This window comes from Pseudocitrobacter sp. 73 (assembly GCF_008369545.1).
GTDB lineage: Bacteria > Pseudomonadota > Gammaproteobacteria > Enterobacterales > Enterobacteriaceae > Pseudocitrobacter > Pseudocitrobacter vendiensis.
This window is the reverse complement of sequence record NZ_VTZO01000005.1, coordinates 76399-94196: the sequence shown is the minus strand read 5'-3', so window position 1 is coordinate 94196 and position 17798 is coordinate 76399. Positions and strand designations below refer to the sequence as shown.

The following is a 17798-nucleotide window of genomic DNA, read 5'->3' as shown; positions in this document are numbered from 1 at the left end:
CGGGTCAGGAAATTAAGAGGGGAAAAAAGTGATGTTCTGTGAGCGCTCGCACAAAAAATCGAAGGCCCGATAAGCGCAGGGCCATCGGGCATTTCAAACGGGTTACTCGTAGTAGTTATAAATCCCCGCCGCCATCACCAGCTGTGAGGCGACTTCATGGGCTTTTTCACGCCCAACCAGCAGGTCGATAATCTTCAGGCCAAAATCAATCGAGGTGCCAGGCCCCTGGCTGGTGAGCAGGTTTACACGCGGATCCCACGCGACGCGACGGTCCATCCACTGATCTTCCGGGATCTGATCTTTCAGCGTCGGGAAGCCGGTCATATTGCCGACAGGGAAGAGATTGTGCGGGACCAGTACGGTGGCGGGCGCGGCGCAAATTGCGGCCACAATACGCCCGGAGAGGTGGAACTGACGCACGGTTTCAACCAACAGCGGGCTATCGCGGAAGCATTCTGCGCCTTTGATGCCGCCCGGCAGGATGATGATGTCGAAATCGCCATCGGCGACTTCCACCAGCGGGGCATCGGCCAGCAGCTTCACACCGCGCGAGCAGACGATAGTCAGGTTGCCATCGCTGGCGACGCTTGCCGTGGTGACGTTAATGCCGCCGCGAACCAGCAGGTCGATAGTGGTGACGGCTTCCGTCTCTTCACTACCAGGTGCGAGGCAAATCAGTGCCGACGCGCTCATATTCACTCTCCTTACGTTTAATCTGTTCATACAGGCGGGTGTTTTCCGGCAGGCTAAGGCCGTGGGCGCGGGCGCGTCGGAGCAGATAACCGGTGATATAGTCGATTTCCGTGTGTCGCAGCGCCCGAACATCCTGAAGCATGGAGGAGATATTTTCTCCTGTGCGTTCAATCACCTGGGTGACGTAAAATAGCAGGTTTTCCGTCGAAGTATGAATGCCTTCTCGCGCCATGGTATGGGCAACTTCCGCACAGATAAGCTCAATTTGCGCTAAATGTTGGCTCAGCTCTCCGTTCGGGCAGTTCATCAGCGCGGTCAATGGGTTGATTACGCAGTTTACCGCCAGCTTGCGCCACATCGCCGAGTGGATGTTGTCGTGCCAGGCGACATCGGGCAGAACGTCCTGCAGGGTAACCGCCAGATGGCTGTAATCGCGGTCGTAGTGTTTGGCCGGGCCAATGTGCGTGGTGCCGTTGGCGACGTGAATGATGATGTTGCCATCCCGGCGGGCGGCCTGCGTGGTTGCGCCCAGCAGCAGCGGCTGCGTAACGTCGTTCAACTCTTCTACTGTGCCCATGCCGTTATGGATAAGCAAAATAGGGGACGTTGCCGGCAGTTTCTTTGCCAGCGTTTTTACCGCGTCGGAGACCTGCCAGGCTTTTAGCGTCACCAGCAAAAGGTCGCTGTGCGCCAGGAAGTCGGGGTCGTTAGCGGTTACGGACTGATTAAATACCGTGCCATCCAGCTCAAGCAGATTTACGCTACAGTAAGGCTGGGGGACGCGTAGCCAGCCCTGAACATCAAATCCTTTTTTGTATAACGCTGTAAGCCATAGCTGGCCCAGCGCGCCACATCCTAGTACTGTAATTTTCACACTGCCTCCTGAACGGCGTTGACACCCAAATTATAGCCTCGGGCGCTAAGCTTTCGGGGATAACAAGTTGAGTTATGCCGCGTTGCAGGTATTATGCAACGCAAAAGTCACTGAGGGAGAGGAAAAGATGCCATCTTTCGATATTGTCTCTGAAGTTGATCTTCAGGAAGCACGCAACGGCGTGGATAACGCGGCGCGTGAAGTTGAATCACGTTTCGATTTTCGTGGCGTAGAAGCAAAAATTGAGCTGAACGATGCGAATAAAACCATCAAAGTGCTGAGTGAGTCTGATTTCCAGGTCAACCAGTTACTGGATATTCTGCGCGCCAAACTGCTCAAACGCGGCATCGAAGGTACGTCCCTGGATGTGCCGGAAGAGTTCGTGCATAGCGGAAAAACCTGGTTTGTGGAAGCGAAGCTGAAGCAGGGGATTGAGAGCGCGATTCAGAAGAAAATCGTTAAGCTCATCAAAGACAGCAAGCTGAAAGTGCAGACGCAAATTCAGGGCGAAGAGATTCGCGTGACCGGGAAATCCCGTGATGATTTGCAGGCGGTAATGGCGCTGGTGCGCGGCGGCGATTTAGGCCAGCCGTTCCAGTTCAAAAACTTCCGCGATTAATCTGTATTGCCGGATGGCGGCTTCGCCTTATCCGGCCTACGGGGATGTTATGCTGCTACCGTAGGCCCGATAAGCGTAGCGCCATCGGGCATTTCAGACTCAGGCGATGATAGCCTGCTCCACCTCAAACCGGTTGGTCACTTTGCTGTCGATTTTAACGTAAGCCGAGCGCTCATCACCCACCAGCAGCACCTCTTTAATCCCTTCTTTCGCCAACAGTCTCGCCTTCAGGGCATCATCAACCTCGACGCCGTCGGGAATTTCAATGCGTAAACTGCTGACATAAGCCGGTTCGCTCATGGTGACGGCGACCAGCATCCAGATTGTCGCCAGCAGTGCGCCCGCCAGGAACACGGTTTGCGAATCGAAGAAGCCGTCAATCCAGCCGCCCAGCGAGCCGCCGATGGCCACGCCGAGGAATTGGCTGGTGGAGTAAATCCCCATCGCCGTGCCTTTGTAGCCCGCCGGAGACTCTTTACTGATAAGCGACGGTAACAGCGCTTCCATCAGGTTAAAGGCGAGGAAGAAAATCTGCACACCCGCTACCAGCGCCCAGAAATCGCTGCCGGACCCCCACAACACAATTTCTGCAATCAGCAGCAGGGCGATACACAGCAGAAACACGCGCTTCATTTTGCGCTTCACTTCGGCATAAATAATAAATGGCACCACGGCGATAAACGAGACCAGCATGGTAACCAGATAAATCTTCCAGTGCTCGGGGGCCGGGAAACCTACCGCTTCCAGTTGGCCCGGCAGGGCGACGAAGGTCGACATCAACAGAATGTGCAGACACATAATGCCGAAGTTCAGGCGCAGCAGTTTGGGCTCCATCAGCACTTTGCTAAAGCAGCCTTTTACCATGCCGGATTCGCGGTTCAACGTGTGATTATGACTGTTTGGTACGACCCACAGCGTCAGCAGGATGGCCAGCGACGCGAGGATGGCGATCATCCAGAACAACGCATGCAGGCCCAGCTTATGGGTGATAATCGGCCCTAATACCATGGCGATCGCAAAGGTGACGCCAAAACTCACGCCGATAAACGCCATCGCTTTGGTGCGATTCTGTTCGCGAGTGAGGTCGGAAAGCAGCGCCATCACCGCGGCGGCGATCGCCCCAGAGCCTTGTAAGGCGCGGCCAAGAATAATGCCCCAGATGGAGTCTGAGAGCGCGGCAATCACGCTACCGGCGACAAAAATCATCAGCCCGCCGATAATCAGCGGTTTGCGGCCAATGCGGTCGGAGAGTAAACCAAAGGGGATCTGGAAGACGGCCTGTGCCAGCCCGTAAATACCAATCGCCAGGCCAATCAGCGCTTCGCTTGCGCCTTGCAGGGCCATACCGTACGTGGTCAGAACCGGCAGGACCATAAACATGCCGAGCATGCGCAACGAAAATACGGTCCCTAAACCCCAGGTCGCGCGCAATTCACCCGGCGTCATTTTGTAATCGTTCATTCCCACCTCATTATTAATCGCCCCATAGTGTAGTGCGGAGCGCAGGCAGGGTAAACAGAGTGTTAATGAGCAAATATTACATTCGTGAATTATTTGTGCGGTATAGAAAAGGCCCCTGCGCGGGGCCCCGGTCTGAAGATCAAATTGCCTGGCGGATCTCGTCAATCACTTCAAGCGATCGCAGTGCATCAGCGGCGTCGATAATCGGCGTCGCCTCGCCGCGAATGACGGCAATAAAGTGATTCAGTTGCAGGATAAACGGGTCGATGGCGTCTATGTGCAACGTTTCACTGATAAGCGGCTCGTGCCAGCCGCTTTTCTCGCCGTAGCGCCACCAGCGCATCTGCGGAATCGCCAGCGCGCCCAACGTGCCGGAAATCAGGTAGCAGTTTTCCGGCGTATGCGCGTAAATCGGGTTCTCCGCTGAGTTCATCTCCCAGCTCCATGGGCTGACGCTGCAATCGCTTAACACCGCGCTGCCCAGCGTGCCGCGTGCGAAACGCAAATTCACCACCGCGCTGTCCTCGTTGGCAAAGCCTCGCGTTTCGCTGGAGGCCATTGCCTGCACCTCTTGAATTTCGCCCAGCAGATAGCGCATCAGATCGATATCGTGCACCAGGTTGACCAGCAGCGGCCCCGCGCCGGGCTCGCGTCGCCAGCTCACGTCAAAATAGTCCTCCGGTTTTTGCAGTATCCAGTGGGCGGAAACGGCGACGATATTGCCGAGTTTACCGCTGTCGATGAGCGTTTTTGCCGCCGCCGTCAGGGCATTGTGACGGCGATGGTGGCCAACTAATACCGGCACGTTGTGCGCAAGTGCTGCGTCCACCAGTTCACGTGCGCGCTCAGGGGATTCTGCCACCGGTTTTTCCACCAGCACCGGAATACCGCGTGTTACGCAGGCCAGCGCGCAGGGCACATGCAGAGTGTTTGGCGTGGCGTTAATCACCCCGTCTGGCCTGATTTCATCGAGCATTTCCTCGACGTCAGCAAACCACGCTACGCCGAGTTCAGTTGCCAGTTTCCGCGCCTGTTCAGAGGGATCGGCAAGCGCCACCAGCGTGGCGTCTGATGCATGCTGAATAACCTCGATGTGTTTGCGCCCGATGGCGCCGGCGCCGATCACGGCGAGTCTGGTCGGATTCATGATGGGCTCCTGAGCGAAGAGGTAACGGGAGGAACATTGTCGGGTTGGCCCGAGGCAAACCAGCCTTTTGCCGCGACGCCCAGCACGGTGAGCAGCGCCGGAATGCCCAGCAGCAGGAAGACGGTTTCAAATTTGAGGTCCATCGCCAGCATTTCCGCGCCAGCAAAGGCGCTGAGGATCGCCCCGATACGCCCGACGCCGTGCATCCAGCTTGAACCGGTGGCGCGCGCCTGGGTGGGGTAAAAGCGTGCAGAGAGCGCGTTCATACCGGTATTGGCACCGTTCAGGCAGGCGCCGCTAATCAGCGCCAGCAGGCACAGTAGCGTGAAGCTGGCGGCCGCAAAACCAATTGCCATTGTTACCAGCCCGCCAACCGCAAAAATGGCTCCCAGCGCCCGATGTGGGTTAATGCGGTCCATCAGCCACCCGGCAAACAGTGAGCCCACGGTGCCGCCCGCCTGATAGATGGCGGTCATAATTGCCGCCTGGCTAACGGTGAGGCCAATCTCTTTCACCAGCGTTGGCAGCCAGCTACCGAGGATGTAAACCAAAAACAGCCCCATAAAGTAGATGAGCCACAGCATCAGCGTGCCGAAGCGGTATTGCGGTGAGAGCACGATGCGCATCGCGTTGCCGCTGACGGGCTGTGTCGGCAACACAAAACTGACGTTATCGGCTATCTGGCCCGGATAGAGACGCTGGAGGATCGCGCAAATCTGCCCAGCGGGGGCTTGCTTGATCACCAGAAAACGCACGGACTCCGGCAACTTCCACAGCAGAATCGGTACAAACAGCAGCGGTAAAATACCGCCCAGCGCCATCAGTGAATGCCAGCCATACATTGGGATCAGCCATGACGCGGTAAAACCGCCAATCGCTGCCCCGAAGGTGAAACCGCAGAAAATCACCGTAATGATGAACGAGCGCTTACGTTCAGGCGCATATTCCGAGACCAGCGTACTGATATTGGGCATCGCCGCGCCCAGGCCTAACCCGGTCATAAAGCGGAAGAAAATCATCTGTTCGATGTTCTGCGAAAACGCGGTGGCGACGGTCCAGAAACCGAAGAAGAAGACGCTGTTGATGATTATCTTTTTGCGGCCCAACCAGTCGGCGAGCGGTCCGGAGAACATCGCACCTAACGCCAGGCCAATCAGGGCGGTGCTGATCACAAAGCCCAGTTCATGGTTGCTGACGCCCCATTCTTGTTTCAGCACCGGGGCGATAAACCCCATGATAGCGATATCAAAACCATCCAGCGCAATGACGGCAAACCCTAAAAAAATCACCAGCTTCTGATAGCGGCTTAGCGGCTGGGTGTTAATTAACTCTCTGACGTCCAGGCGTTGAGTCTGAGCCATAACGATTCCTCGGGTGAGTGATTCACAGGAAGGACTGCGCGGCGTTAAACAGCAGCTGTGCGCGTTGTTGAGCGGGAAGGGCGCCTTGTGCGCCCGCCAACGGGACTTCGAGAGAAACGGGGAGTGTGGCTGGCAATGCCGCCAACAAGCCGCGTAAATCAAGGCCGCCTTCGCCCGGCACTTTTCGTGCGCTGCGCGCCTGGTAAATCAACTCATCGGTGGTGTCAGGGATTTGTGCAGGGGCATCGCACAGTTGCATATAGTTCAGTTGCGCAGCCGGAATGTCAGCCAGCGTGGTCAATGATTCCCCCGCCCGCCAGAAGTGAATCGCATCGACCAGAATGCCAACGTTGTTCTGCCCGCTGGCGGTGATCAACCTCTGTGCGTCGTGCACGGTTTTTACCGCCGTCCACGGCATCGGTTCGAGGTTCATGGTCAGACCGTACTGTTTCCCGGCCTGCGCCAGCCGCGCCAGATTCTCCGCACAGCGTGTGATATTGTCGTCATTCCCGGCGACCAGTACATGCCGGGCTTCCAGACGCGCGGAGGTTTCCAGGAAGGGGCGAAGCGCGTCAAGATTGAAATCTGGCGTTAAACGTACAATCTCCACGTCCGACACGCGAACCCCCGTTTCCCGCAGCGCAGCAAGGGTTTCGCGCACGGCAGCAGTATCGCCAAGCATATCGTAGTCAGGGTCAGTCGGCGTGGCGGGGAGCAGGCGCAGGCCAACGTGCGTAAAGCCCGTTTCGGCGGCGATGCGCACCTGTTCCGGTGGCGGAACGTCGAGCATCGTCAGTGCAGCAAGAGACAAGGAACGCGTGTTCATAGGGACTCCAGTACAGTTGCAGGTAAGGTTTTTGTTATGTTTTGGCCTTCCGTGGCAAAGCGATGAGTTACGCTGTTTTTGTTATGTTTGCGGCAAGGTTTTTTCCCACCAGATACCCGAAGGTCATGGCCGGGCCAAGCGTAATGCCGCCGCTGGGGTAGAACCCCTGCATGACGCTCGACATATCGTTCCCCACGGCGTACAGGCCGGGGATGGGCTGATGTTGGTCGTTCAGCACCTGCGCATGTTCATCGGTCAGCAGGCCACTGAACGAACCCAGCGAACCGGGCAAAATACGCACGGCATAATAGGGCCCCTGTTTTATCGCGCCCAGCGTTGGGCTGGGTTGATGCGTGGCATCGCCCTGGGCGCAGTTGTAGGCGGATGCGCCGCGTTGAAACGCTTCATCCGCTCCGCGTTCGGCAAAATCGTTGAAGCGCGCGACGGTTTCAACCAGCGTGGTTGCATCAATCCCACAGTTTTTCGCCAGCATTTCCAGCGTCTCGCCGGACTGCAAATAGCCGTTACGTATCCAGGCCTTAACGTGAAATGGCGTGGGCCGCGCGTGACCTAATCCGTAACGACTTAGGGTGCGCTGGTCTGCCAGCAGCCATGCCTGCGGTTTTTCACCTTCCGGCGTGGCGGAAATCAAAGCCGCGATAAAATCGTGATAGGAATCAGCTTCGTTGGTGAAGCGTTTCCCATTGGGTAACACGGCGATGAACCCCGGCTTGGCTCGCTCGACCAGATGCGGGAACGCGAGCTGTAACCCGCTTGCCAGCGTGACGCGTGAGACGGGGGCCCAGGCCATAGGGTGTTTGAGATTGCGCTCAAAATGGCCGCCAACCGCTTCGCCAAGACGGATACCATCACCCTGATTCCCCGGCGGCGCGGCGGAAAAGTGGCCGTAGCCCTGACGTGCGTGCGGCACTTCCTGCGCCAGCCGTGCTTTATCGTGCGGAAAGCCGCCGCAGGCCAGCACTACCGCGCCAGCGCTGACGGTTATCTCGCCTTCATCGCTATCAAGCACCGCGCCGATAATCTGATCGTTCTGTTTCAGCAGTCGTGCTACCGGGGCGTTTAACTGAAACTGAACGTCGGCATCCAGCGCCGAGCGCAGCAGGCGTGCGACCAGCGCATTGCCGTTCACCAGATGCTGCCCACGCCCGTAGCGCAGACGCTGCCAGTTGTGGCGCAGCAGGCGACGAGTCGCGTAGAACGCCGAGCGTGGTGAACGAGTGGCATTGAAAAAATGCGCCATATCCGCACCACCCGCGATCCCCATTCCAGCCAGACTGATGGTCTCCAGCGGAGCGCGTAGACGGTGCAGCCAGTCGCCCAGCCCACGGCCATCATAAGGCTGGGCGGTAACCGAACGTCCGCCGGTCGCGAATCCTGGCGAGTTGTGAAAGTCCGGCATTTTGCTGCCGGAGAGAAACTGCACCGCCGTTTTTGTGCGGAAGAATTCGACCATTTCCGGGCCATACTGGAGAAAGGCGTGCAGGCGCGCATCGGCAGGGCGGCCATCCATCTCCGCGTTAAGGTAGGTAAGCGGAGCGGATTCCTCTTCATTGAAGCCCTCTTCACGTGCCAGCGGATTGCGGGGTATCCACAGCCAGCCGCCGGACCAGGCGCTGGTTCCGCCAATCACCGGCTCTTTTTCCGCAACCAGCACGCTCGCGCCATGCAGCGCGGCGGTGACGGCAGCGGATAACCCCGCAGCGCCGGAACCGACCACCAGAACATCTACCTTTACCTGCCTGCTCATGTCGGGCTCCTTATTGCAGCGGGGAGAAATCGGTCGGGCGCATCAGCACCGATTCCAGACGCTCAACCGCCGCCAGCTCGCGATTCTTACGCGAGAAAGTCAGCCAGCGTTCGTCCTGAGCCATGCGGCCACGGCGAACCAAACGATCATCCAGGCTTTCATACGCCCAGATATGCACCACCTGATTCACCACGCCAATTTCCGTAAAGAAGAAGCCAATCAGTTTGCCGAGGTGCTCGGTTTGCACGGCATAAGCGTCGCTCTTATACAGCGCCAGCCAGTCGGCCATTTTCAGGGGATTGATGGTGTAGGTGCGTTTTTCGTAGATCATGTTGTTCTCCTGGTTAAAGGGATTGTTGTTGAGCCATATGTTTTGCGGCGAGGTAGCCGAAGGTGAGCGCCGGGCCGAGCGTAATGCCTGGGCCGGGATAAGTGCCCGCCATCATCGAATCCATGTCATTACCGACCGCATACAGGCCGGGAATGGCTTCGTTTTGCTGATTCATCACCTGCGCGTCGGCGGTGGTGACCAGCCCGCGCGAGGTGCCTAAATCACCGGTGTAAAGGGTGATGGCGTAGAACGGACCCTGGCTGAGCGGCGCGTTGCAGGCGTTCGGCTGATGCGCCGGGTCGCCCATCGCCCGGTTGTAGCTGTTCCCGCCTTTGCGAAATTCGCTGTCGGTACCGTTAGCGGCATCGCGGTTATAGCGTGCGACGGTCTCTTCCAGCGTGAGCGGGTCGAGGTTGAGCTGCTGCGCGAGTGCGGCGAGGGTATCGGCTTTATGCAAATATCCCGCTTTGATCAGCGCATCGTTATTAACCGGGGCCGGACGGGCGAGGCCGAGACCGTAATTTTTCATCGCCAGGGCATCGCCAATCAGATAGCAGGGCGCGTTTTCCGGCTGCTGCTGCATCGCGCTGGCGAAGTGATGGTAAGAGTTCGACTCGTTGACAAAGCGTACGCCACGCTGATTGACGGCAATCACGCCCGGTTTAGCGCGGTCGGTAACCAGATGCGGGAAGCGCTCTTCCGTGCCGTCCGGGTGACGAAGAACCGATACCGGTGCCCAGAAAAAGTTTGAGGGGAGATTGGCACCTTCTTGCGCGCCGACGCGGCCCGCCAGCTGAAATGCTGCGCCGTCGTTAGTCGCGGGCGACATGGTGAAATGTTGCTGCGTTGCCGGACGGAACTGCGCGGCAATCTGCCCGGCAGCAAAACCGCCTGCTGCCAGCACCACGCCGCAGCGCGCGTGCAGTCGTTCTTCTTTGCCTTCGCGTTGGATGGTGACGCCGGTAATGCGCCCCTGATCTTCGATTAATGACGCCACGTTGACGTTCAGCGCCAGATCCAGCCCTTTGCGCAGTGCCAGCGTCGCCATCCGTGCAATCAGCGCATTGCCCATCGCCAGACGCGTGCCACGAGGGTGACGCAGACGATCGCGACCGTAGCGCAGCAGCAGGCGTGAACAGTGACGAAAGGACGTCCACGAACGGCGCATGTCCAGGAAGTGCTGAATGTCAACGCGATTGACCATCATGCCGCCAAACAGCAGCATTCCCGGCGGTGGAGAACGCAGAGTGCTGAAGTGTTCACCCAACTCGCGACCATCAAATTCCACCACTTCCAGTGCGCGCCCGACATCCACCGCACCCGCTTCATCCGGGTAATAATCAGGCGAAAGCGGGCGCAGGCTGTATTTTACTGCGCCTTCTTGCTCAAGGAATGCCAGCGCTTCACGTCCGGATTCCACAAACGCATCCACCAGCGATGGGCGGTAATTGGCCTCGCCAATGATGGTGCGCAGGTAGGTTTTGATGGCCTCTGATGAACCGCTTTTACCCGCCTGGCGTGCCTGATCGGTGTCGTTGATCCACACCGCACCGCCGGATATCGCCGATGTGCCGCCAAAGTGCGGCGCTTTCTCCAGCATCAGTACCGACAAACCTTTGCAGCAGGCCGTGACCGCTGTAGCAAAGCCCGCCGCGCCGCTGCCGATAACGATCACATCCCAGTTTTTCATGCGGCCGCCTCGTGCTCGGTGGGGATCGCGCCAATAAACTGGCCCATCAGTTTCATCTGGGCTAACGCCATTTCCGGGCCGGTTTGCACCGTGCAGCCGCGCGTTTGCGCAAAGGCCAGCAGCGGGGTGACTACCGGAGCCGTTACCACATCGGCAACGTGGGTGCTGTTTTGCAAGGTATCGAGCAGAGGCTGCGGCAACGGCAGTGGATCAAAACCCTGCATCCCCGCCGGAGATCCGTTGATCAGCAGGTCGAGGCCCGTAAGCGTCTCGGGCAGTTCACTGAGATGGACTTCCGGAAAGTGCGTTGCCAGACGGTTTTCCAGCCGCTGACGCGTGGCGTCATCCCTGTCGTACAGCGCCAGATGACTGATACCCGCTTCACACAATCCCCAGGCAATCGCGCTGCCGACGCCGCCACAGCCAGACAGCAATGCGCGTTTGCCTGCAGCAGCAAAACCGTGCGCTTCGGCGGCCAGCTGGAACCCAACGCCGTCGAGCATGTCGCCTTCCAGGCGCCCGTCGGCCAGTTTTCTGACCACGTTCACCGCATTAAGATGGCGCGCACGGGGCGTCAGGCTGTCCAGCAACCCGGCAACGCGCTGTTTATGCGGCACGGTAACCAGCACACCGCTCATGTTTTGCCAGCCGCGCAGGGCATTCAGGTAATCGGCAACCGCTTCCGGGGCGATATCGACCGGGATCATGACTTTGTCCATCTGCGTATCGGCAAAGTAGCGGTTGAAGTTTTCCGGCGATTTCACCTGGGTGATGGGATGCCCGAGTACAGCCACGATTTGCGTAAATCCACTGACCATTTTTCATCTCACTTGTTAATCAAATGTTGATTGAGTATTTCAGCGGATCCGGTGACCAACAACGCAGAATTCGGACAGGTGGGTTGTTAATCGCACTAACAGTGCGATAATCGCAGTAAATGGGCTTGTTTGTTGCTAAAGTGTGAACGACTATGCAAAATCAGATTCATTCCCGCGATTTGATCGTCGGCCTGCAAAAAGGGCTGGCAATTATTCAGCTTTTCTCCAAAGAACATCCGCGCCTGACGGTACCGCAGGCGGCGAAAATGAGTGGCCTGACGCAGAGTGCGGCGCGGCGATTTTTCCTCACGCTGGTGCATGAACGCTATCTCTGCACCGATGGTCGCTACTACTGGCTGACGCCCAAAGCGCTGCGGCTGGGGCAGGCGTACGTTGATTCCGCCCAGTTCCCGCGCATGGTACGGCCCATCGTTGAGTACATCGCCAGCCGAACAGAAGAGCATGCGTCGGTGGGGGTGATTGATGAAAATGAACTGGTGTATATCGCGCGCAGTAAACACACGCCGTTTAACTCGACGTCCGTGCGTCTCGGCGAGCGCGTGCCGGTGTACTGTACGGCAGGCGGGCGTTTATGGCTGGCGTCGCTGCCGGAAGCGGAGTGTGAAGCAGTGCTGCGGCAAATCAAGCGCGAACGCCGCACGCCCTACACCGCCGTTGAGATTGATGAACTGATGGCGCGTATTGCGCTGGTTCGCGAGCAGGGTTACGCCACCATCGAGCAGGAATTTGAAATCGGCATGCTGGTGGTGGCCGTACCGCTGGCCGACAGGGAAGGGCTTTACTGGGGGGCGCTGAGTTTAACCAGTCATCAGTCGCGCACATCGCTGGAGGCGTTGTGCCGCGATCATCTGGATTTGTTGTATAGCGCACGAGAAATGCTGGTGAGTTAGACCGACAACTTCATACTCACAGACAATAAAAAACCCGCCGAAGCGGGTTTTATTACATCCTTCAAACCTTACCAGACGTACGTCAGCAGGCTTTGGGAGTTCGGGACCATAAAGTCGATGGACATCATTACAGAGAGCGCGGTGATGGCGATGATGGAGAAGCCGAAGAGCTTGCGCGCCCAGACTTTATCATCTTCCACTTTATAACCGCGTAGCGCCATGCCGAGCCACCACACGCTGACGGCCGCCGCAACAATCAGGTATTTATACCCTGCGTAGCCGCCAAGCGTCAGCATCAGCGTGGCGATAGCAAATGCCACGATGTACAGCGTGATGTGGTTTTTCGCCACTGAAATGCCTTTCACCACCGGCAGAACCGGAATGTTCGCCGCCTGATAATCCTTGAAGCGGAAAATCGCGATGGCGTAGGAGTGAGGCATCTGCCAGAGGCTGAAAATCGCCAGCAGGATCAGCGCGCCGCTGTCAAACGTACCGGACACTGCGCAGTAGCCAATCACTGGCGGCGCCGCGCCGGAGAGAGAGCCAATCAGCGTGCCGTAGACGGAGTGGCGCTTCATGTACAGGCTGTAAACGCCGACATAAACCACAAACCCCATCACGCCCAGCCAGCAGGCCAGCGGGTTAGCGCCGAACCACAGCAGCATGAAGCCAGCAATACCCAGCAAGGTGGCGTAGACCAGCGACGTTTTAGGCGCCATCAGTCCTTTGACCAGCACTCGGTTTTTCGTACGTTCCATCTTACGGTCGATGTCACGATCGATGTAGTTGTTGAATACACAACCCGAGGCGACCACCAGAGACACGCCAATCAGCGTCGCGACAAACAGCGGGTAATCGATGCTGCCCTTGGAGGCCAGCAGGAAACCGCCGATCACGGAGATCAGGTTGCCAAAAATGATGCCTGGTTTCGTTACTTGCAGGTATTGCTTAAACATCATACTCGCCGCTCTTAGTGAACCATCATGTTGTAGTTCAGGTTCCACATAATCCAGATGGAGCCTACAACCACGATGGCAATGATGATCACGGTGAAGACAAACGCAGTCAGGTTCCAGCCTTCGTCAGACTTCGAGTTCATGTGCAGGAAGTACACCAGGTGTACCAGAATCTGCACAACCGCCGTTACCAGAATGGTTCCCAGAATCACCGCCGGCGACGCTGAACCCGTCATCACCATCCAGAACGGAATCACCGTCAGGATGATGGACAGGATAAAGCCCGTCATATAGGACTTCACGCTGCCGTGGGATGCGCCGTTGTGATCGGTAGAATGACTCATTACATCGCCCCCATCAGATAAACTACAGAGAACACACAGATCCACACGACGTCCAGGAAGTGCCAGAACAGGCTCAGGCACATGATACGGGTGCGGTTAGTGCTGGTCAGCCCGCGACGGGAAACCTGAATCATCAGCACGGCCATCCAGATAAGACCAGAGGTGACGTGCAGACCGTGGGTACCTACCAGCGCGAAGAACGCGGACAGGAAGCCACTGCGATCCGGGCCCATACCTTCAGCAATCAGGTGATGGAATTCATAGATTTCCATCCCGATGAACCCTGCCCCGAAAAGGAAGGTCAGAGCGAGCCAGGAAACGACCTGGCTCTTGTTGTTTTTGTACATGGCGATAGCCGCCATGCCATAGGTGATGGAACTGAATAACAGCAGGAAGGTTTCCACCAGAACGAACGGCAGTTCGAAGATGTCCTTACCGGTCGGGCCGCCCGCAGTGCCGTTTACCAGCACCGCGTAAGTTGCGAACAGACAGGCGAACAAAATACAGTCGCTCATCAGGTAGATCCAGAAACCGAATACCTTATTCGGACCTGCATCGTGGTGCCCATGTTCGTGCGCGTGGGCGTTATGCGCCAAAGTATCAGTTGCCATTTTTCAGCCCTGCCTTAGAAATCTCATCGAAATGCTGGTTTTCCAGTTTTTCGACTTCAGCGACCGGCACGTAGTAGTCCACGTCCTCGTCGAAGCTTTTCACAATCCAGCTGATAACAATGCCCGCGAAGCCGACGATTGCCATCCACCAGATATGCCAGATCATGGCGAAACCGAAGATAGTCGCGAAGGCGGCAATCACGATGCCCGCACCGCTGTTTTTCGGCATATGAATTTCTTCATATTTCGCTGGCTGTTTGTACGCTTCGCCTTTCTCTTTCATTTCCCAGAATGCATCGCGTTCATGGATCTGCGGCACAATGGCAAAGTTATAGAACGGAGGCGGGGAAGAGGTTGCCCACTCCAGCGTACGGCCACCCCATGGGTCACCGGTCAGGTCACGGTTCTGGTCGCGGTCGCGAATAGAGACGTAGAACTGAATCAGCTGGCACAGGATACCCAGAGCAATCAGTGCCGCACCACAGGCTGCAACAACCAGCATGGTGTGGAACTGCGGGTCAATCTGCTGGCTGAGGCGACGGGTCATGCCCATGAAGCCCAGCACGTACAGCGGCATGAACGCCACGAAGAAGCCGATGATCCACAGCCAGAATGCGCGTTTACCCCAGGTTTCGTTCAGCGTGAAGCCAAAGGCTTTCGGCCACCAGTAGGTCAGACCTGCGAAGCACCCGAAGACCACACCACCGATAATGACGTTATGGAAGTGCGCAATCAGGAACAGGCTGTTGTGCAGCACGAAGTCTGCGCCCGGAACCGCCAGCAGTACGCCGGTCATACCCCCTACAGAGAAGGTCACGATAAAGCCGATCGTCCACAGCATGGCGGAGTGGAATACGATACGGCCCTGGTACATGGTGAACAGCCAGTTGAAGATCTTCACCCCGGTCGGGATGGCGATAATCATCGTGGTAATACCGAAGAAGGCGTTGACGTTCGCGCCCGCACCCATCGTAAAGAAGTGGTGCAGCCAAACGATGAACGACAGGATGGTAATACACACGGTCGCCCACACCAGCGAGGTGTAGCCAAACAGGCGTTTACGCGAGAAGGTCGCCGCGATTTCGGAGAAGACACCGAATACCGGCAGAACCAGGATGTACACTTCCGGGTGGCCCCAGGCCCAAATCAGGTTGATGTACATCATCATGTTGCCGCCCATATCATTGGTGAAGAAATGGGTGCCCAGATAGCGATCCAGGGTCAGCAACGCGACGGTAACCGTCAGAATTGGGAAGGACGCGATAATCAGGATGTTGGCGCACAGCGATGCCCAGGTAAATACCGGCATCTTGAACATGGTCATGCCCGGTGCACGCATCTTGATGATAGTGACGAAGAAGTTGATACCCGTCAGCGTTGTACCGACACCGGAGAGCTGCAATGCCCATATCCAGTAATCGACCCCGACGCCCGGGCTGTACTCAATTCCCGACAACGGCGGATAGGCCAGCCAACCGGTCTGTGCGAACTCACCGACGCCCAGAGAAAGGTTAACCAGAATCACACCGACAACCGTGAACCAGAAGCTCAGGTTGTTCAGGAATGGATACGCAACGTCACGCGCACCAATCTGCAGCGGAACCACGAGGTTCATCAGACCGATAACGAATGGCATCGCCACGAAGAAGATCATGATGACACCGTGAGCGGTGAAGATCTGATCGTAGTGGTGTGGCGGCAGGAAGCCCGCCTCGCCCGCGGAAGCCAGCGCCTGCTGACTACGCATCATGATAGCGTCGGCAAAGCCACGCAGCAGCATGACGATAGCGACGATGACATACATGATGCCAAGGCGTTTGTGGTCGACCGAGGTCAGCCACTCTTTCCAAAGGTAGCTCCACTTACCGAAATAAGTGATCGCTGCCAGTATCGCCAGTCCCCCGACGATAATTGCAGCTATCGTTACCATGACAATTGGTTCATGGAACGGCACTGCATCCAGTGTCAATTTTCCGAACATCGTTTTCTTCCTCGGCCCCTTAGTGAGCGGCTTCCGCGTGGCTCATGTCCATGCCTTCCATTCCTTCATGCGCTGCGTGCTCGCCTTCAGGTTGGGACATTTTCATGTTTGTGTCGTGAGACATAAATTTGCCCGTAATAGCCTTAAACAAATCCGGTTTCACGCTGGAGAAGTACTCCACCTTGTTGTATTCACTCGGTGCAGCCACTTTCTCAAATGCCGCCATGTCATCCATGGTGTTCCCAGACTGTTTCGCTTTCGCGACCCACTGGTCGAACGCGGCACGATCCGGCGTCGCAATGGCTTTGAACTTCATACCTGAGAAGCCCGGGCCACTGTAGCTGGCGGAAATACCGTCATAGATACCCGGCTCGTTGGCGATCAGGTGCAGGTTAGTCTGCATACCGGCCATCGCGTAGATCTGGCTACCCAGACGCGGGATGAAGAAGGAGTTCATCACGGAGTTCGAGGTCACTTTGAACTGCACCGGAACGTTCGCCGGGAAAGCGATTTCGTTAACGGTAGCAATGCCTTGTTCCGGATAAATGAAGAACCATTTCCAGTCCAGAGAAACCACTTCAATAGTGATGGGCTTCTCGTCATGGGCTAACGGTTTGCTTGGTTCAAGTGCGTGCGTGGTTTTCCACGTCAGTACGGCGAGGAACAGGATGATCAGGATAGGTACCGTCCAGACCACAGCTTCCACTTTATTGGAGTGTGACCAGTTCGGGCTATACTTCGCATCTTTATTATTCGCACGATACTTCCAGGCGAAACCAACTGCCATCAAGATGGCGGGAATAACGACAATCAACATCAGGCCGAAAGCCGTCAGTATGAGCGAACGTTGCTCCAGTCCTATCTGTCCTTTGGGGGCAAGAAGTGCAGAATCGCAACCACTGAGTAAAACCGTGCCTGCGATTAATGACAACCATCCCAAACTTTTATTGTATTTCCTGAGTCTCATGTAACGACCTCAATTCCACGGGGTTTGGTGGCGCTTAAAGCGTGTGGGTATTTTACGGGAAAGTTACATTACTGTAAATGCGAATGGCTCTCTGTCAGTTATCTGTTACTGGGTTCTGCCGTTGATGTCACATATGTTGCCAATTGTGTCTATTTTTCAGGCAGATCGCCCATTTGACGGGCGTTATAACGAAAGGGGGATAAAAGGATGATATGAAATGTCAATTGGTATAACCATTGTCAATAATATACAAATAATTAACAATTAATCATCAAAATCTAGACAAATCAGTAAAGGAAAAATAATAGAGTGGATGCTGAATCGGTTAACGAAATAAAGCGCTTTTTATTGGTTCCAGTAATTTCCAGAATTCTAAAAAGCACGAAACAACAAATTATCCAGTTGGTTCATAGCAAGCCCCAAATAATTACTCACAGTGA

General features: G+C 56.4%; 17 protein-coding genes. 2 read left to right on the top strand and 15 right to left on the bottom strand.

The window, feature by feature from the left end; genetic code table 11:
• Positions 1 to 102: 102 nt before the first annotated feature.
• Both yajL and panE read right to left on the bottom strand, forming a co-directional pair.
• Entirely contained in the window at positions 103 to 693 is a 591-nt protein-coding gene (gene yajL, locus F0Q32_RS04515) for a protein deglycase YajL (RefSeq protein ID WP_149462138.1), read from the bottom strand.
• Positions 656 to 1567 (bottom strand): 2-dehydropantoate 2-reductase, encoded by a 912-nt coding sequence (panE, locus tag F0Q32_RS04510; RefSeq protein ID WP_149462137.1) that lies wholly within the window; start codon positions 1565 to 1567, stop codon positions 656 to 658. The genes yajL and panE overlap by 38 nt, the downstream gene beginning before the upstream one ends.
• 127 nt (positions 1568 to 1694) lie before the next feature.
• On the opposite strand from panE, the gene F0Q32_RS04505 reads away from it, so the two are divergent.
• The gene (locus F0Q32_RS04505) at positions 1695 to 2186 is read left to right on the top strand and encodes a YajQ family cyclic di-GMP-binding protein (RefSeq protein WP_015965590.1); all 492 of its coding nucleotides are present in this window, start codon (positions 1695 to 1697) and stop codon (positions 2184 to 2186) included.
• A gap of 99 nt (positions 2187 to 2285) precedes the next feature.
• Here the strand turns inward: F0Q32_RS04505 and F0Q32_RS04500 are convergent, their stop codons facing one another.
• The 8 genes from F0Q32_RS04500 to F0Q32_RS04465 form a co-directional block, all read right to left on the bottom strand.
• Positions 2286 to 3647, bottom strand: a complete 1362-nt coding sequence (locus F0Q32_RS04500; RefSeq protein ID WP_149462136.1) for an MFS transporter — start codon at positions 3645 to 3647, stop codon at positions 2286 to 2288.
• A 139-nt stretch (positions 3648 to 3786) separates the two neighbouring features.
• Positions 3787 to 4794, bottom strand: a complete 1008-nt coding sequence (locus F0Q32_RS04495) for a Gfo/Idh/MocA family protein (RefSeq protein ID WP_149462135.1) — start codon at positions 4792 to 4794, stop codon at positions 3787 to 3789.
• The gene (locus F0Q32_RS04490; RefSeq protein WP_149462134.1) at positions 4791 to 6155 is read right to left on the bottom strand and encodes an aromatic acid/H+ symport family MFS transporter; all 1365 of its coding nucleotides are present in this window, start codon (positions 6153 to 6155) and stop codon (positions 4791 to 4793) included. The genes F0Q32_RS04495 and F0Q32_RS04490 overlap by 4 nt, the downstream gene beginning before the upstream one ends.
• A 22-nt stretch (positions 6156 to 6177) precedes the next feature.
• Positions 6178 to 6981 carry a sugar phosphate isomerase/epimerase gene (locus F0Q32_RS04485; RefSeq protein WP_149462133.1) on the bottom strand — a complete coding sequence of 268 codons (804 nt, stop codon included), beginning with the start codon at positions 6979 to 6981 and terminating at the stop codon, positions 6178 to 6180.
• A 67-nt stretch (positions 6982 to 7048) separates the two neighbouring features.
• Positions 7049 to 8749, bottom strand: a complete 1701-nt coding sequence (locus F0Q32_RS04480; RefSeq protein WP_149462132.1) for an FAD-dependent oxidoreductase — start codon at positions 8747 to 8749, stop codon at positions 7049 to 7051.
• Positions 8750 to 8759: 10 nt separating this feature from the next.
• A complete protein-coding gene (locus F0Q32_RS04475) occupies positions 8760 to 9080 on the bottom strand; it encodes an NIPSNAP family protein (protein WP_015965584.1) in 321 nt (106 codons plus the stop codon).
• Between the two features lie 13 nt (positions 9081 to 9093).
• Positions 9094 to 10770: an FAD-dependent oxidoreductase gene (locus F0Q32_RS04470; protein ID WP_149462131.1), complete on the bottom strand. Its 1677-nt coding sequence runs from the start codon at positions 10768 to 10770 to the stop codon at positions 9094 to 9096.
• Complete coding sequence (locus F0Q32_RS04465) at positions 10767 to 11588, bottom strand: shikimate dehydrogenase (protein ID WP_149462130.1); 822 nt, start codon at positions 11586 to 11588, stop codon at positions 10767 to 10769. Before F0Q32_RS04465 ends, F0Q32_RS04470 begins: the two co-directional genes overlap by 4 nt.
• A gap of 152 nt (positions 11589 to 11740) precedes the next feature.
• Between F0Q32_RS04465 and F0Q32_RS04460 the strand changes: the two genes are divergently transcribed.
• Entirely contained in the window at positions 11741 to 12499 is a 759-nt protein-coding gene (locus F0Q32_RS04460) for an IclR family transcriptional regulator C-terminal domain-containing protein (RefSeq protein ID WP_149462129.1), read from the top strand.
• A gap of 68 nt (positions 12500 to 12567) precedes the next feature.
• On the opposite strand, the gene cyoE is transcribed toward F0Q32_RS04460, so the two are convergent.
• From cyoE to cyoA, 5 genes are read right to left on the bottom strand one after another with little or no spacing between them, the layout of a single operon-like run.
• Positions 12568 to 13458, bottom strand: a complete 891-nt coding sequence (gene cyoE / locus F0Q32_RS04455) for a heme o synthase (protein WP_149462128.1) — start codon at positions 13456 to 13458, stop codon at positions 12568 to 12570.
• 11 nt (positions 13459 to 13469) lie between these two features.
• Complete coding sequence (locus F0Q32_RS04450) at positions 13470 to 13799, bottom strand: cytochrome o ubiquinol oxidase subunit IV (protein WP_015965577.1); 330 nt, start codon at positions 13797 to 13799, stop codon at positions 13470 to 13472.
• A complete protein-coding gene (locus F0Q32_RS04445; RefSeq protein WP_108474837.1) occupies positions 13799 to 14410 on the bottom strand; it encodes a cytochrome o ubiquinol oxidase subunit III in 612 nt (203 codons plus the stop codon). The genes F0Q32_RS04450 and F0Q32_RS04445 overlap by 1 nt, the downstream gene beginning before the upstream one ends.
• Positions 14400 to 16391, bottom strand: coding sequence for a cytochrome o ubiquinol oxidase subunit I (gene cyoB / locus F0Q32_RS04440; protein ID WP_149462127.1), 1992 nt, complete (start codon positions 16389 to 16391; stop codon positions 14400 to 14402). The genes F0Q32_RS04445 and cyoB overlap by 11 nt, the downstream gene beginning before the upstream one ends.
• Before the next feature lie 19 nt (positions 16392 to 16410).
• Complete coding sequence (gene cyoA / locus F0Q32_RS04435) at positions 16411 to 17358, bottom strand: cytochrome o ubiquinol oxidase subunit II (protein WP_149462126.1); 948 nt, start codon at positions 17356 to 17358, stop codon at positions 16411 to 16413.
• Positions 17359 to 17798: the final 440 nt, after the last annotated feature.